The sequence below is a fragment of the Enterococcus sp. 7F3_DIV0205 genome, from assembly GCF_002141365.2.
In the GTDB taxonomy this organism is placed as follows: Bacteria; Bacillota; Bacilli; order Lactobacillales; family Enterococcaceae; genus Enterococcus_L; species Enterococcus_L palustris.
Genome location: NZ_CP147244.1, coordinates 3,253,337 through 3,268,730, shown reverse-complemented (window position 1 = coordinate 3,268,730; position 15,394 = coordinate 3,253,337). Strand labels below are relative to the sequence as shown.

Annotated in this window: 16 protein-coding genes; 6 read left to right on the top strand and 10 right to left on the bottom strand. The window is 36.7% G+C overall.

Going from position 1 to position 15,394, the window contains the following annotated elements:
* Positions 1 to 54 precede the first annotated feature (54 nt).
* From A5821_RS15175 to A5821_RS15155, 5 genes are read right to left on the bottom strand one after another with little or no spacing between them, the layout of a single operon-like run.
* The gene (locus tag A5821_RS15175) at positions 55 to 501 is read right to left on the bottom strand and encodes a precorrin-2 dehydrogenase/sirohydrochlorin ferrochelatase family protein (RefSeq protein ID WP_086315560.1); all 447 of its coding nucleotides are present in this window, start codon (positions 499 to 501) and stop codon (positions 55 to 57) included.
* Entirely contained in the window at positions 489 to 1,226 is a 738-nt protein-coding gene (locus A5821_RS15170) for a sirohydrochlorin chelatase (RefSeq protein ID WP_086315559.1), read from the bottom strand. Before A5821_RS15170 ends, A5821_RS15175 begins: the two co-directional genes overlap by 13 nt.
* A gap of 10 nt (positions 1,227 to 1,236) precedes the next feature.
* A complete protein-coding gene (locus A5821_RS15165) occupies positions 1,237 to 1,884 on the bottom strand; it encodes a response regulator transcription factor (protein ID WP_010770821.1) in 648 nt (215 codons plus the stop codon).
* On the bottom strand, positions 1,881 to 2,900 hold the full coding sequence (locus A5821_RS15160; protein WP_086315558.1) for a sensor histidine kinase: 1,020 nt from the start codon (positions 2,898 to 2,900) through the stop codon (positions 1,881 to 1,883). Before A5821_RS15160 ends, A5821_RS15165 begins: the two co-directional genes overlap by 4 nt.
* Before the next feature lie 9 nt (positions 2,901 to 2,909).
* Positions 2,910 to 3,338, bottom strand: a complete 429-nt coding sequence (locus A5821_RS15155; RefSeq protein WP_086315557.1) for a GAF domain-containing protein — start codon at positions 3,336 to 3,338, stop codon at positions 2,910 to 2,912.
* 102 nt (positions 3,339 to 3,440) lie between these two features.
* On the opposite strand from A5821_RS15155, the gene A5821_RS15150 reads away from it, so the two are divergent.
* From A5821_RS15150 to A5821_RS15130, 5 genes are all read left to right on the top strand, one after another.
* Complete coding sequence (locus A5821_RS15150; protein WP_086315556.1) at positions 3,441 to 4,955, top strand: amino acid permease; 1,515 nt, start codon at positions 3,441 to 3,443, stop codon at positions 4,953 to 4,955.
* A gap of 147 nt (positions 4,956 to 5,102) precedes the next feature.
* Positions 5,103 to 5,879, top strand: coding sequence for a MurR/RpiR family transcriptional regulator (locus tag A5821_RS15145; protein WP_086315555.1), 777 nt, complete (start codon positions 5,103 to 5,105; stop codon positions 5,877 to 5,879).
* Positions 5,880 to 6,029: 150 nt separating this feature from the next.
* The gene (locus A5821_RS15140; protein ID WP_086315554.1) at positions 6,030 to 6,449 is read left to right on the top strand and encodes a hypothetical protein; all 420 of its coding nucleotides are present in this window, start codon (positions 6,030 to 6,032) and stop codon (positions 6,447 to 6,449) included.
* A gap of 241 nt (positions 6,450 to 6,690) precedes the next feature.
* Positions 6,691 to 8,022, top strand: coding sequence for a PTS sugar transporter subunit IIC (locus A5821_RS15135; protein WP_010770815.1), 1,332 nt, complete (start codon positions 6,691 to 6,693; stop codon positions 8,020 to 8,022).
* A 140-nt stretch (positions 8,023 to 8,162) separates the two neighbouring features.
* Positions 8,163 to 9,593, top strand: a complete 1,431-nt coding sequence (locus tag A5821_RS15130; RefSeq protein ID WP_086315553.1) for a 6-phospho-beta-glucosidase — start codon at positions 8,163 to 8,165, stop codon at positions 9,591 to 9,593.
* A 238-nt stretch (positions 9,594 to 9,831) separates the two neighbouring features.
* Here A5821_RS15130 and A5821_RS15125 read toward each other — a convergent pair whose 3' ends face one another.
* Positions 9,832 to 10,335 (bottom strand): hypothetical protein, encoded by a 504-nt coding sequence (locus A5821_RS15125; protein ID WP_086315552.1) that lies wholly within the window; start codon positions 10,333 to 10,335, stop codon positions 9,832 to 9,834.
* Between the two features lie 1,026 nt (positions 10,336 to 11,361).
* Here A5821_RS15125 and A5821_RS15120 point away from each other — a divergent pair.
* On the top strand, positions 11,362 to 11,610 hold the full coding sequence (locus A5821_RS15120) for a hypothetical protein (protein WP_086315551.1): 249 nt from the start codon (positions 11,362 to 11,364) through the stop codon (positions 11,608 to 11,610).
* A 59-nt stretch (positions 11,611 to 11,669) separates the two neighbouring features.
* Here the strand turns inward: A5821_RS15120 and A5821_RS15115 are convergent, their stop codons facing one another.
* From A5821_RS15115 to A5821_RS15100, 4 genes are all read right to left on the bottom strand, one after another.
* A complete protein-coding gene (locus tag A5821_RS15115) occupies positions 11,670 to 12,389 on the bottom strand; it encodes a winged helix-turn-helix domain-containing protein (RefSeq protein ID WP_086315550.1) in 720 nt (239 codons plus the stop codon).
* A 105-nt stretch (positions 12,390 to 12,494) separates the two neighbouring features.
* Positions 12,495 to 13,580 (bottom strand): DUF916 and DUF3324 domain-containing protein, encoded by a 1,086-nt coding sequence (locus A5821_RS15110; protein ID WP_086315549.1) that lies wholly within the window; start codon positions 13,578 to 13,580, stop codon positions 12,495 to 12,497.
* A 137-nt stretch (positions 13,581 to 13,717) separates the two neighbouring features.
* Entirely contained in the window at positions 13,718 to 14,455 is a 738-nt protein-coding gene (locus A5821_RS15105) for a WxL domain-containing protein (protein WP_086315548.1), read from the bottom strand.
* Between the two features lie 89 nt (positions 14,456 to 14,544).
* Positions 14,545 to 15,339: a WxL domain-containing protein gene (locus A5821_RS15100; protein WP_086315547.1), complete on the bottom strand. Its 795-nt coding sequence runs from the start codon at positions 15,337 to 15,339 to the stop codon at positions 14,545 to 14,547.
* Positions 15,340 to 15,394: the final 55 nt, after the last annotated feature.

Genomic DNA, 15,394 nt, shown 5'->3' with positions numbered 1-15,394 from the left:
AATGTCAACAAAAAAACAAGTTACCTCACAAAAATCAGTAAAGTAACTTGTTTGCTATTCACAATCTGGATTTTGCTCAAAAAAGATCATTAGCTGTTCTTTCATTTTTTTAGTTTCTGTTGGATTTTTTCCATAAGTAGACAGCGCGATCAAATACTCATCCTGTTCAATCGTACTCATATTAAAAAAATCACTATTTTCTTTCTGACTACAATCATTGACCCATTGGTAATCCGCAGCATCGTCAACGATTTTTTGATTGACGATTTTGGAATCAGTACACGCAAAAATGAGGTGGGCTTCTTGAATATATTCCGCTTTGTATTTTGCTGTAATACATTTTACACCATCTAATTCTTCAAATTCCTGCAAAAAATTCGGTGCAACGACGGTTACTTGCCCTTTCGCCTTTAAAATCCCGACGGTTTTTCGTAATGCAATTTTCCCGCCACCGATAATCACGATATTTTTCCCAGTCAGTTCAAGCATTATTGGATACATGTGACGGCCTCTTTGACGATTTGTTCTAAGTCATTTAGGATGCGTGGATCAAATTCTAATGTTGGCATCATAATAAAATCAGTTGTTGGAAATGTTTCTTTTAGTTTACTTTTCATGATCGTAATCAAATGACCATCAAATAAAAAGAAAGGTACGATTACAGGTCGCTGATGATTTGATAATTGTTTTTTGATTTCTTCTAGATAGTTTTCTTTCCCTTTTAAACTGACAGCAGCAATCGAAAAGCCCACTTGTTGCTGGATTTCTGCTGCTATTTCTACTAAAACTTCTTGTGGCTGCTCTGTTTGCTTTGTTCCATGAGCAACTAAAATCCCGACTAACTCATCATCTGGATAAGTCACTGCCGCTTCTTGAAATCGCTCCAACAAAACTTGGCGGCTTCCGTTTTTACTCCCAAATGTCTCAGTTTGAACAAATTGAACAGCTGGATGGCGCTCTTTTACTACGTCAAGTTCAGCGGGGATATCCACTAGCGCATGTTTTGCTGCAAATAATAAAACAGGAACAACGATTATTTTCGTGACACCGTTTTTGATCATTTTTTCCGCCACACTTGGAATCGTATCTGAATGGTTTTCTAAAAAGGCCGTTGCCTGATAAAAAGTTGGATCCATTCTTGCTTCTAGCTGTTGAATAAAATCCATAGCCGCTTGATTTTTTTCGTTTTTTTGACTACCGTGAAAGACATAAAGAATTCCGATCATTTTTCTCACCTCATAAGTCGATTAATTGATGTTTCATACTATATTGCAACAATTCACTAAACGTTTCAAACTCTAACTTTTTCATCACATGAGATTTATGCACCTCTACTGTTTTGACGGAGATAAATAAACGTTCAGCGATTTCTTTATTACTATACCCTAAAGCAACTAAAGGTAAAATTTCCCGTTCTCGTTTTGATAGGCGTTCGTATTTTTCATCTTTTTCTGCTGGGTCAGCTTTTTTTAGCCAACGTTTTTTATCATACGAACCAAATAATGGATCGATCGCAATTTTACCAGCCATCACTTGCTTAATCGCTTCAAGTAATACCGTATCTTGAGAACTTTTAAGGATGTACCCTTTTGCGCCATATTCTAAGGCAGTCCGAACATACTCTTCTTCGTCATGCATACTTAAAATAATCGTCTTCACGTCAGGAAAATGCTCTTTGATGCGCCGAGTTGTTTGTAAACCATTTTCTCCTGGAGGCATCCGCATATCCATCAACACCACGTCTACGGGATACTTTTCAAGTAATAAAAAAGCTTCCGTGCCATCTGCCGCATCTCCTACCACTGAGATTCCCTTTTGCCCTTCAAGTAATAAACGTAAGCCACTTCTGACCACTGCATGATCGTCTGCTATGATGATATTCACCTTGTCACCTCCTGTTGAATCGGTAAATGTAATGTCACCGTTGTTCCTTCTAATTCTTCGGATTGAATGAGTAAATGTCCTCCGATGGATTCAGCTCTCTCTTGCATATGTAACAACCCCAAACCACGGCTGTACTTATTCACCTGTTGAAGATCAAAACCTTTGCCATGATCACGAACGTTGAGTATTAACTGTTCGTTTTGTTCACTTAATGTGACCCACAATTCATCAACATCTGCGTGTTTCACACTATTCATCACACTTTCTTGCAAAACCCGATATGTGATTGTTTCCACACTTTCAGGAAAACGTTTTGTTGTGATCATTGGAATAAAATGTAGCGCAACACCTGTTGTTTCTGTTAATCGATGCAATAAAGCTTCGATTGCTGGAACTAACCCTAAATCATCCAAAGCGGTTGGACGTAAATCAACCGCAAGTTGTTTTACTTCGCCAAGTAATGCGACAAAATCTTCATCGATTTTTTGTAATTTTGTTGTCAGATTTTCGGTTTGTTCAGTCCATTTTAATTGGCGTGTCTCCAGCATCAAACTATAAATACTTTGTGCAAGGCCATCATGAAGCTCTTGTGATAACGCTTTACGTTCATTTTCATGAGCTTGATTGACATATTCAATCAAACGTTTATTTTGAATCACCTGTTGCAGACGATCTTGAACAGCCATGTGACGAATGCTCAATACGCTTTTTTGCTGATCTAACACAGTATAACTTCCACTAAATTGTTCTTGAGCTCCCTGTGCATCTTCTAAAACCAACGGAAAGGCCGCCTGATCCCAGTCTGCTTTAACTTCGCAATCTAAGCATTTTTCCATTGTTGAATGCAGCATGCACCCTTCTCCTCTAGCTATTTCCAATACTTTTGCTAACGAGAATGGATAGATTTTTACTAACTCAGCCGCCGCTTTATTTTGTTTGATACAGTTGTTTTCTTCAATCAAAAACAAGGCATCTCTTGCTTCTTCAAATATTTTTTCTGCTATGTTCATATCCATTTTTCTCACCTATAAATAAACCATCAGTTCATTCGCTTTGTCTTGTGCAGTAGTTAAAAAATCTTTGGTAACAGTGATTTTCTCTCGATAACCAACTAATAGAACGCCTTTTACTTCTCCCACTTTTAAAACAGGAAATGCTGCAATCGTTTCTAATTTTTCCGTTCGGGTAATTGGCAGTTCAACTAATTTTTCTGGTTGCTTTTGCAGATCCGTTGCTTGATATGCCCTGCCTGTTCGCCAAACGATACCGCCAATTCCTTTGCCCACCTGCAGCCGAATGCGTTTATAATTTTGATTGGTATTGCCAGCCACATAACTCCAACGGATCACCCGTACTTTTGTCACTGCATTAACTGAGGATAGTGCTAAAGCAACAAAATCGACTTGAAGTTCCTCTTTGATTTGAGCGATTTTTTGTTGAACTTGGTCCGTCATTTGACTACTCCTATTCCCTAATTTTTAATAAAAAGCTTGTTTTCTAGTCATTCTTCTCTTATTCTTAAGCCAACATCAATTTAATTTTAGAAGGATTTTTTTATGAAAACTACTACTACTTTTAGTCCTAAACGTTTGGTCATGATTATTACCATGACTGTTTTTTCTTTTTCTAGTATGACAACCGCTTTTTTCCTAATGGGACTTAAAGCTTTTCCCTATTTTATCGGTGCTGCTCTGTTTTATTTTATTCCTTACGCTATTATTATAGCAGAATTTACTGACGTGTATAAAAACCATATTGGTGGTTTGTATCAGTGGCTCGCTGGGCATCTCTCTGAAAAGGTGGCTTTCACTGCTGCTTTTTTATGGTACTGCAGTTATTTTATTTGGATGATCAGCTTATTTATGAAGCTTTGGATTCCTTCCTCTATTTTACTTTTTGGTGAAGATTTAACTAAAAAAACCAGTTCGATTCCTTATTTTTCTACATCTATTTTAATTGGTCTGTTATCGATTGGAGCGGTTTTAGTAACGTTATTTTTTGTTAGTAAAGGATTTAAGGGGATTGCTTCTTCACTGTATTTAAGCGGCATCATGATGACGCTTTTGATTTTCTTTTGCCTTGGTGGAAATTTGGTGCTTTGGCTCTCTAATCAGTCTAGTATTGTGCCAAATCTTTCCAACAGTTTCAATAGTGTTCAAGCAGGATCTTCATCTGGACAACCGCTGATTGAACAACTCTCTTTTTTGATTTTTGCCATTACAGCCTTCGGTGGTTTAGATACGATCGCAAGCTTAGTTGATAAAACAGGGAAACAAAAAAAACAATTTCCTAAGCTATTGATTTTCAGTAGTATTTTAGTCGTTCTGTGTTATTTTTTAGGCATCCTTTTATGGAGCGGAGGAACGAATTTAGCTCACTTAAAAACAAATAGTACGATTCACTTAGGGAATTTAATGTATGAATTAATGGAAAATTTAGGCTATGCTGTTGGTCAGGCTCTTTCATTAACAGCCATTCAAACTCAGTTTCTAGCCCAATTTCTTACTCGTTTTACTGCCTTAACGCTGTTGCTTTCTTACATTAGTTTATTATCTACTATTTTTTATCTGCCGATCCGCACATTGGTTGAAGGAACACCTAAGCATTACTGGCACCCTCGCTTGAAACAAAAAAACAAACAGGATATGCCGATTTATGCGTTGCGGATTCAAGGTATCTTGATAAGTTTGTTTATCTTGGGAATCAGCTTAGGTAGTCAGTATGTTGTCTTTTTATATAATCAGTTGACTTTGATGACCAATATCTCAAGAGCGATTCCTTATTTATTAGTGGCACTTGCCTATCCAGCCTTTAAGAAAAAACAACTGGCGGATAATCCCACCTCTGTTTTGGTTCGATCAAAAATCAGCGCAACGCTCATTAGCAATAGTGTCATTTTAAGTATTGCTTTGGCTATTTTATTTCAACTTTATCAGCCACTTTCAAAGGGGGACTATTTACAAAGCCTGACCTTATTGTTGGGGCCACTATTATTTACGTTCTTAGCTCATCTACTTTATAAACAGTTTCATAAAAAAAACGAAATCACTCAAAACAGTTGGGAAAGTTAACTGTTCCAACTGTTTTCTTTGTACGAATAAAATTATAGTAATAACAAGCGAAATAACAACGTTTCCTGTACAATAGAACTTGAACGCTTTTTTGTTTCTTATTTATAAAATAAAGGAGCCGCAATCTTTTGTGCAGGAGGGATCTTTTTGTTTGATTTAGAAAAAGTCCAATCGTTAAATGAATTGGAAATGCTCGTTTATCAATATATTTTAGAACATATGGACAGTGTGCCAAAGTTAACGATTCGTCAACTTTCCACCAATTGCCATGTATCCACGTCCACGATCTTACGCTTTTGTTCAAAAATGGGCTTTGATGGATTTTCAGAACTGAAATATGCGTTAAAAAAAGAAGAAGAGCAACAGCAACAGTCCTTTGATCAATATTATGCTGCTACGATGCACGTTGATTCTTTTTTAAAACGGCTGAATCAGCAAACCTATTACGAGACATTGAAACCTGCTATCAAGATGATTGTGTCTGCTCGTCATATCGTTTTTTCAGGTATTGGTACAAGCGGTATTTTAGGAGCATACGGCAGCCGTTATTTTGCAAATATGGGCCTTAATGCCTACAGCATCCGTGATCCATTCACCCCCATTCCTCAAAGAGGTTTTGAAAATACCTTAGCGATTGTTCTGTCCGTTTCAGGAGAAACCACCGAAGTAATCAAACAGGTAACTGATTTTAAGCGGTCAGGTGCTCAAATTCTCAGTATTACCAATGATGAGCATTCAACGATTGCCCGTTTAGCAGATTACAACATTTCTTATTATATGCCTGATGAACGCTCGATCTACACTGATCCGTACATCAATATCACCACACAAATCCCTGTCATCGCCTTAATTGAACTACTTGCTCATCAAGCAAGCAAAGAATTTGCTGAAAAAACAGATCGACTAGAAAACCGACCTGACTAATTCTTTAAACCTAATCCTAATGCCGAAATTTTGACAAAACCCTCAAGAGTTGCTATGGTTTTTGAGATGATGTACTCAGTGTTAGGAACGCAACATCATTTGGCCACTCAAATACATCTGATCTATTATAAAAGAGGAGCGTGACGATTCATGTCTTTTAACATCGAACATTTAGGCAACGAAGTAATCACTGGAAAACAATACAAATTTGCTATTCCTAAGACACCCGAAGATTTTGTTGAAGTGAATAACCAAAAACTAGAGATTTTGCCTACCGATAAGAAAATCGTGCAGGCTATCATCATCAATGATCCCGATGCAAGTAACGGTACTTATAAATATTTTATTGAAGATAGTGAAGGAAATCGAACCTTTACAAGGTCAGCTAGCGATTATGCTGTTTTCACAGGTACATGGGAAACATTAGCGGATATCGACCAATTTATCGGTGCAAGCTATGGTGAGCTTTACCAATCGAGTGAGTATGGCATTGGCGGAACCAATAATATTCAGCTACTCGACTTTGAACATCAAAAAATTACATTAAAACTGCCCGCAGTTCGTAAATAAAAATAGGGTCTAAAAATAAATTGCGTTTTGATTTATTTTTAGACCTTATTTTTGATTGCGTTGTTTTTTTTAGCGGTACATGTTCCTCAACGTGCTCACCCTATTTTAAATCAACAAAATTTCTTTTATAGTAAGCATGTAAACGTATTCAGTAGATTTAAATTGGAGCGGCCGCTCTATTGAAATACTACTACACGCACTTATTTTCCGTTACTTTAGTTAACCAAAGGAGAGGTTTAGAATGAATGAATGGATCAATGAAAAAGTTCTACCACCCGTTTTAAAATTCGTCAATACTAAAGCGATTACAGCGTTAAGAAATGGGATGTTGTACACGATGCCTTTTACAATCGTGGGTTCGATTTTTCTATTATTAGCGAATTTGCCGATTGAGTCAGTGGCAAAGTGGATCACTGATAGTGGTTTGGTTGTTTACTTCAATCAAGCTTATGGGGCATCTTTTGCCATCATGTCAGTCTTTGCGGTAATCGGGATTGCTTATTCTTATGTGAAAACAGAAGGTTTTGAAGGCCTACCTGCCGGCATGATTTCCCTTGTTGTCTTTATCTTATTTATGGCTCCAGATGTAACTGATTTAGACAGTGGAGTAACGATCGGCAATGTCATCAATAAAGACTGGACTGCTGGTAAGGGAATGATCACAGCAATCATCGTTGGTCTTATCGTTGGTTGGGTTTACAGCTGGTTCTTACGTCACGATATTCGGATCAAATTACCTGAAGCTGTTCCTGAAAACGTAGCAAACTCATTTACTGCTTTGATTCCTGCTGCGGCTTTGATCACTGGCGCAATGTTTGTCTATATTTTCTTTGATAAAGTCTTTAAAACAACGTTCTTTGATTTCATTTATGATGTCTTACAATCTCCACTTCAAGGTGTGACTGATTCCTTGGGCGGTGCGTTAGTACTTGGTTTCTTAGTCCCTTTATTCTGGTTCTTCGGTGTTCACGGTTCAACGATCGTCGGCGGAATCATGGGTCCTATTTTACAAGCGAATTCTTTAGAAAATACAGATATTTTAAAAGCTGGTAAAGAATTAACTGTTGCAAACGGTGGTCATATCGTAACGCAACAATTCTTAGATCAATTTTTAACAGTAACGGGTGCTGGTATGACACTTGGTTTAGTGGTATACATGGTGTTCTTTGCAAAATCTGCACAGTTCAAACAATTAGGTCGTTTGTCAATTGGACCTGCCGTGTTCAACATTAATGAACCCATCACGTTTGCGACACCGATCGTAATGAACCCGATCATGGCGATTCCATTTATTTTAACGCCTGTCGTATCATCTGTTATTACTTACTTTGCTTTGTACACTGGTTTAGTCCCATTATTCACAGCGGTTCAAGTGCCTTGGACAACACCGCCAATCATTTCAGGATTATTAGTTGGCGGTTGGCAAGCAGCGTTACTACAAGCATTTGTTTTAACGTTAGGATTCTTTATTTACCTACCATTTGCTAGAAAAATGGATGCGATCAACTATGCACAAGAAACAAATCAACCTATTACAGAAGAAGTGTTAGAAGAAATTGAAGCTGAAGCTTAAACACCCGTTCTAAACTAACTTAAACATCACTGCACAGCTGATCCGTTCAATTAATTCCTCCCAGCTGTGTAGTGATTTTAATGTTCAATATGAATTAAAAATAGAAATGAATAAATTTACAAGTTAAAGGAGTAGATCATATGTCAATTTTAAGAGAAAATTTCCTTTGGGGCGGCGCTGTTGCCGCTCATCAATTAGAAGGTGGATGGGATCAAGGTGGTAAAGGGGTTAGCGTTGCCGATGTAATGACCGTCGGCGCTCATGGTGTACCTAGACGAATCACAGATGGTGTGCTGCAAGGTGAAAACTACCCGAACCATGAAGCAATTGATTTTTACCATCATTATAAAGAAGATGTAAAATTGTTTGCTGACCTTGGCTTGAACTGTTTCCGAACCTCGATTGCCTGGACACGAATTTTCCCCAATGGTGATGAAGCAGAACCAAATGAGGAAGGGTTACAGTTTTATGATGACTTGTTCGATGAATGTTTAAAATATGGCATCGAGCCCGTGATCACCCTCTCACATTTTGAAATGCCGTATCATTTAGTCACTGAATATGGTGGCTGGCGTAATCGTAAAATGATCGATTTCTTTGCGAAGTTTGCTCGTGTTTGTTTTGAACGGTACAAAGATAAAGTCACTTATTGGATGACCTTCAACGAAATCAATAATCAAGCGAACTATGCGGAAGATTTTGCTCCATTTACCAACTCTGGCATCAAATATCAAGAAGGCGAAGATCGTGAAAAAATCATGTATCAAGCTGCTCACTATGAGTTAGTAGCAAGTGCGCAAGCGGTTAAAATCGGCCATGAGATCAATCCTGATTTCCAAATTGGTTGCATGATCGCGATGTGCCCTATTTACCCATATTCTTGTGATCCAAAAGATATGATGATGTCCGTCAGTGCCATGCAAAAACGTTACTGGTTTACGGATGTTCATGTGAGAGGGCATTATCCTAGTTTTATAGAAAACTATTTGGCTCGTAAAGGGTTTGATTTGGATATGACGGAACAGGATTTGACTGATTTGACCCATGGTTGTGTGGATTATATCGGTTTTAGTTACTATATGTCGTTTGCTATTAAAGATCATGATAAAGGCCCTGCTTTTGATTACGATGAATCGAAAGATTTAGTCAAGAATCCTTATGTAGAAGCTTCTGATTGGGGTTGGCAAATCGATCCACTTGGTTTGCGTTATGCGATGAACTGGTTTAATGAGCGCTATGAGTTGCCTTTGTTTATTGTGGAAAATGGCTTTGGTGCCATTGATGAACTTGAAGCAGATGGCACGGTCAATGACCAATATCGGATTGATTATTTGAAAGCCCATATTGAAATGATGAAAGAAGCTGTTGAATTTGATGGCATTCCCTTGATTGGCTATACGCCTTGGGGCTTTATTGATTTGGTTTCTGCGGGAACTGGTGAGATGAAGAAACGGTATGGTTTTATCTATGTAGATAAGGATAATGAAGGACAAGGGACGTTGAAGCGTTCTAAGAAGAAATCATTTGATTGGTATCAGCAAGTGATTAAGAGTAATGGTGAAGAGTTGTAAGAGGGTAAATAAAAGTAGGGTAAACTAAATTGTATAAACACAATTTGGTTTACCTTTTCTTTAATTAAAGTTTTAATGCTTTATTTTTTAGTTGCGAGTGTTAAGTACGAAAAAAGCTCTCTCGAAGAGCTTTTCGTCTTAGAAACAATTAACAAATCATTATTTTTTTTAATATTGATAGCTCACTTTTTACTATACAAGCAAATTACTAAATATCAGAAAAATAGCGAAACGTTCCCTATACTCCTCCGAATAAATCAATACCCATATTTCTAACTTCTTGACATTCTGCGTCTGTCAAAAACCACCATGACATTTTTTCATGTCCAACTGTACCTAACCACATGTTATAATCCTGAAAAAATGTAATATCTTCTGGCAAATTCGGACCTTGCCAATCTCCAATTGATTTTGAATAGTTTAAAAGAATCGATAGTGAGTCTGAATTAAATACAAAGCGATATACTTCGACTACTTTCTCACGCTCAATTACCATTGAAGTTGCCCAACTATTTGTTTCAATTTTAGTCACTAAAAATGAATCTAAATCACTGATTAATTCATATGCTCTTTTATCATATGAATAGGTGTTATCTCCTTTAAAATCAATATCATGACGAATACAAAATTCAAAAAATGTACACCCTTGTTTTAAAGCTAATTTAGCAATATTTTGATATTGCTGGCTGTGTATATCCTCTGAAAAATAATATTTGTTCCTATTTGTTTGAAGCCACACCATAAAATGAATGCCCTCCTGACCTATTCCAAGTATGATAATGTTTGAATTTTCAGAATTTTATCATTCCGTAAAACCAATAATATAATATACTTAATAATATGTAAAGATTAATTTATTTTTTTATTTAGTATAGCTTTATACTTTTCTGCTTTAATACTAATTGTGGCACAGATAAATAAACGACATCTACCTATTTCAACGAAAATTGTCTTCCTATTCAACTCGTTTATTTCTAACTTGTTCATCAATCAGCAGCCGGCCTTTCAAACACAACAGCAACATTATGAATATTCACTACATCACGATTTAACCTACGTATAAAAAATCAATTATTTTTCTTTCGTGTTCGTATTGACCATTCATGTTAAGTTCTCTATACTTATTGGTATAGGATAGAAACGAAAAAAGCTTTACGAACTCGGAAACGTTCATAAAGCTTCATCACATATAAATAACCATTGGCACCTCAAGTATCTGGCGGGAACCTACTACTTGAAGTCCTTGTAAAGTCAGCTAACTCTGCCCAAACAAGTTGCCAATAGTCGCTAGCTTTACCACTAGCTTCTTTCATTGTACAAAAAATCAAGTGTGTTTGACTGCTTCTTTTTTGTTGTGCTTTATTTGATGAGAAGCGAAAAAGTAAGGGTAGTTCATACTATTGATGAACAGGTATTGGGGAATTTTCCCGGTATCTTTTTTTGTTTCTATCCTATTATGTAACAACGACCTGATAGAAAATAAAAAACGGCACCTCACAATTTTGGCGGGAACCAAAATCATGAGGCCCTGTAAAGACAGCTAACCCTGCCAATACAAGTTGCCGATAGCCGATACCGAAGTACCAGCTTGTTTTATTGTACCCAATTTTAGTGTGAATTTCTACCTTATGTGAGAAATTCTTCTAAATTGCGTAGGCAAGTGTTCTGTGGTTGTGTCTATTGAAAACGATGAGGCGTGGGTCTGATCGTTTTTTGTTTGCCTATCTAGTTGGGCTTCAGACTAAATTTAGATTAGGAGAATGTGGATATGGGAAAATCACAGGAATCAAAAACAATCGGTTATCAGGATATTTTGGTTGTAAAAGCTTATTTGTATGAATTGAAAGAGTGGCATGAAGCCTTGCACTTTATGACTCACTTTCTTGAAGATAAAGTACGAAGAAATCCACAAGAAATGAAAGCTTGTGCTGAAATGTTTGAAGTCGTTTATCAAAATTTTGGTGCATTGATCACTTCGACTAATGAACAGTTGGATAACCTTGTAAAAGAAAAATAAATTTATATAAAAAAACTGTGTGAGTAGCTGTTACTCTAACCGCTACTCACATAGTTTTTTTAAGACACAAGCATATATCCTTTTGATCGAACCGTTTTGATATACACCGTTTTAGCAGAACTGGTTTCTAATTTTTTACGTATATGAAAAATCATATTACTCACGCGATATTGTTTGTTTGCCGATTCTGTATCGTTAAAGTCTTCTTTCCAAATATTTTTGTACATTTCTTCGTATGTAATAGCTTTACCTTTATGTGCAGCTAAATATGAAATTGTTTCAAATTCTAATCTGGTCAGGCCTATTTCTATATTTCCTTCAACAATCACGCTTAAATTAGAATCAACCAACTTAATTGGCGCTTCTGATCGTTTTAGGATTTTTAAAGAATCTTCATCAACGTCTATTGTATTTTTTCCCCCTTTCACACGATTCAATAAATTTGTAAACTGTAGCATCGAAGCTTCTAGCTCACCATCTTCATTCAATACACCATCAGCACCTAACTGTAGATACACAATTTTATTTGTTTTTGTTTGGTTCTTAGAGACAATCCAGATTAATACATTACAATGCCGTCTTATCTCTAAAATCAATTCACATGTATGCTTTAATCCAATACTAGAAGATTCTTCAATAATTAATGCGTCCATCTCAGTTACTTCGTTTAGTACTTCTTCTCTACTTAAAGAATATAATTGATATGCTGATTGGTTAAGTTGATTCGTATATGTATCATCTTGTTGTTCAATTTCTCTTACGATTCCTATGTTGTACATAATTATTTTCCTTTCTGTTAAATATTCTGGTCTGCTTACAGTCTCAGTAGCCGTATCCGCCATTAATTATTGACTGTTTTCGGCAGATACAGACTTTCTTTGACTTTATTCTTTTTTCTTATTTTTACGTTTCTTTTTCTTATTTGCTTTTTTCCGTTTTAATTCTGCTTCTCGTTTTCGTTTTTGATAAACCATCCAAGTAATCAAACCAATAATAATTACGACTAAAATTACAGCTCCAATGATTATGTACATTAAATAATCGGTTGGTTCTTCTACTAAGTCAACTGCTTCATCATTGAATTTTTTCGCTTCATCGGCTGTGATCTCAAAGGCTTTTTCAAATGGCCATGTTTTACCATCTGCTTCGACAGTCATTTTCATCACATATTTCCCTGGTTTAAACGCTTTATTAGCCATTTTGATTCCATAACCAAAATTTGAGTTTGGTGCCATGTTTAGATTTTCTTGTTTTGTTGTGAAGATTGCTGTATTTAAATCATTTTCAGCAAAGACCTGTGCATTGACCGTCATTTGTCCTAAAATTCTTGGCATTGGGTTTTGCAAAGTTGCTACAACTACATTACGATAATTCCGTTGGCCTGCTGCTACATCTAATAAGTTTAAATCAGATTCAACTGCTTTATCATTCTCAGATAAACGAACGCCTACTACATAAGCAAATTTATTTTCGATTTGCATACCTGCATCGTTTTTCGTCTCTTTGTCTGCTTCTTTCTGAGTAAAATAGAGTCCACCTAAAATAATTCCTTCAAAAGAGCTACTAGGTATATTGACTGGAATCGTTACAACCTTTTTTTCCTTTGGTCCCAGTGTCACTTCTGGATCTACCTTGGCAATTCTAGCAAAAGGTACTTTTAAAGACTTATCTAGTTCTGGTTTTACTTCGCCATAATCTATTACACCATTATCATTGGTAGTGGCTGTATTGGCTTGTATTTGAACAGTTACTTCTTCATCTTTGTTATTTTGAAGCGCAACTTTTAATTCTTCGTTTGTTCCTGGCGTAACTCTTAAATCAAAATATGTTTTATTTTTATCGAGTTGGTTATCTGGCAATTGAGCTTCTACTGAGAAACTCATCTCTTCGGCTGTTGCCTCTACATTGAAAAGGACATACATGACCATCATACTTATGATTGCGACAATCGGTTTTATAAATTTATTCATCTTCAGTTCCTCTTTTCTTTGTTCATCCCAACACCCTTACTCATGAAAAACAGCTGAAAGAAAGAACTGTTTTACAGGGACTGTTGATGCTTACTCCCGTTGTCAGTGAAACATTTTCTTATTTCTTTCAGTTGTTCTTATTCAGAAAAAGGTGTATCTGTTAATGTCCATGTTAGACTTGTTTGGTAAAATCCGGCGACTTTTTTAGCATCTCCAGGGATTTTTAATTGAATACCTGTTTTTGCCGCTTCTAGGTCTTTTCCAAAATAATCGACCCAAGTTCCCATCCCTTGATCTGCAGCGGCATGCATAACCATCGCTGACTTGCCATCAGCAGTTAACGTAAAAGTAGCATTTGCTGTCGGAGATGTGTTGTCTTTACCTGACTTGCTACTTAAAATTGGTGAAGAAAAAACTAACTCTGTTCCATCTAAGCTATGTGTGCCATTTTTGAATGCCTCATCTTGTTTGACCATCAGTGTCCAACCAGAATTTGTTCCTCGATGATCTGTAATTTGAACAAAATTTGGGACTTCGATCTCGACTTCTTGACTATTGATCACACGATCAGGTTTCACTTGATACACAGCATCATTTCCGTTCGCTTCTTGACTACCGAATTGCAAATTTGATACATAATTTAAACTTAACGGCCCTTTAGTACTTGGCTGATGAGGATTTTTACCGTCTGTATCTGGGGCTGGTTTTACTGTTTCATTTGGATCTATTGGATTGACTGGTTGTTCCCCATCTCCAGTATATTTTTCAATGGTTATATACGCATTGGAGCTTGTATTTGCTCCATCTTCTGCTGATGCGGTTACTGGTATTAGCAATAACGTCAACAAAGCACCTATCATTACTTGATTTTTCATCCCATCACTCCTTAATAAAACTAGATGTTGTTTAAAGTATGGAAATTATTCATCATTCCATACTTTAAAATATCTAGTATCTTGTTGATTTAGCTAGCTGGTGCGTCAGATAATGTCCATTGAATTTTTGCTGTATAGCTGCCTTCTGTTTTTTTGATATTCCCTGGAATCGTTAAGTGAACACTGTTAGCAGCATCTCCTAGCGTTTCTTTTTCAGGAGCAAAAAGCGTTCCATACATAATATTCCATGTTCCCATACCTTTATCGGCTGATGCAGTTGCAATTGGTGCATCCGCTCCAGTTGCTAAAGTCACTGAACCACTTGTAACTGTTGGTGCATAAACTGCATTGTCTTCTGTTTGAGGTTGTGTCCAACCATTATCAAGAGTGATGTAGCTTCCGTTTAATGTTGTCTCACCATTCGTGAATTGTTCTGCAATTTTTGCTGTAACGTTCCAACCAGCTAGATTTCCGCGGTTATCTGTTACTTGGATAAAGTTTGGACGATCTTGTTTACCGCCATCAATAAAGTTTGGTGTTGGTAATTTCGCTGTATATGTTTCAGTATTACCTGACATTTTAATTGTTCCAAAGTCAAAAGCTGTTAATAAGCTTAAACGTAGTGAAGAATTTTGTCCTGGATCAACGACACCGCCTTCTCCACCTTCACCGCCGCCTGGAGGAGTGATTTCGCCACCATTTCCACCTTCAGTACCTCCGCCAGGTCCAGTTGTGTTGCCGCCTTCACCGTCATCTCCGATTAAGGTCACTGTTGCATCACTTTGTGCTTTAACTGGATAAACTGTCTCTTCTGCTTGTGCTGATTGAGCGCCTAAAAGTGTAGCCGCAATTAATGTTGCTGTTAATAATGTTACTTTTTTCATTTATCTTTCCCCCGAATATCTTCTTTTATTTATCGTCTCATTACTTTTAGTAGTG

Excerpts from the sequence above, each read along its gene's own strand:
- A5821_RS15140 (WP_086315554.1), top strand. The coding sequence starts at position 6,030 with ATGTCTTTTAACATCGAACATTTAGGCAACGAAGTAATCACTGGAAAA.
- A5821_RS15175 (WP_086315560.1), bottom strand. The coding sequence starts at position 501 with ATGTATCCAATAATGCTTGAACTGACTGGGAAAAATATCGTGATTATC.
- A5821_RS15115 (WP_086315550.1), bottom strand. The coding sequence starts at position 12,389 with ATGTACAACATAGGAATCGTAAGAGAAATTGAACAACAAGATGATACA.
- A5821_RS15110 (WP_086315549.1), bottom strand. The coding sequence starts at position 13,580 with ATGAATAAATTTATAAAACCGATTGTCGCAATCATAAGTATGATGGTC.
- A5821_RS15100 (WP_086315547.1), bottom strand. The coding sequence starts at position 15,339 with ATGAAAAAAGTAACATTATTAACAGCAACATTAATTGCGGCTACACTT.
- A5821_RS15160 (WP_086315558.1), bottom strand. The coding sequence starts at position 2,900 with ATGGATATGAACATAGCAGAAAAAATATTTGAAGAAGCAAGAGATGCC.
- A5821_RS15105 (WP_086315548.1), bottom strand. The coding sequence starts at position 14,455 with ATGAAAAATCAAGTAATGATAGGTGCTTTGTTGACGTTATTGCTAATA.
- A5821_RS15155 (WP_086315557.1), bottom strand. The coding sequence starts at position 3,338 with ATGACGGACCAAGTTCAACAAAAAATCGCTCAAATCAAAGAGGAACTT.
- A5821_RS15135 (WP_010770815.1), top strand. The coding sequence starts at position 6,691 with ATGAATGAATGGATCAATGAAAAAGTTCTACCACCCGTTTTAAAATTC.
- A5821_RS15125 (WP_086315552.1), bottom strand. The coding sequence starts at position 10,335 with ATGGTGTGGCTTCAAACAAATAGGAACAAATATTATTTTTCAGAGGAT.
- A5821_RS15120 (WP_086315551.1), top strand. The coding sequence starts at position 11,362 with ATGGGAAAATCACAGGAATCAAAAACAATCGGTTATCAGGATATTTTG.
- A5821_RS15150 (WP_086315556.1), top strand. The coding sequence starts at position 3,441 with ATGAAAACTACTACTACTTTTAGTCCTAAACGTTTGGTCATGATTATT.
- A5821_RS15130 (WP_086315553.1), top strand. The coding sequence starts at position 8,163 with ATGTCAATTTTAAGAGAAAATTTCCTTTGGGGCGGCGCTGTTGCCGCT.
- A5821_RS15170 (WP_086315559.1), bottom strand. The coding sequence starts at position 1,226 with ATGATCGGAATTCTTTATGTCTTTCACGGTAGTCAAAAAAACGAAAAA.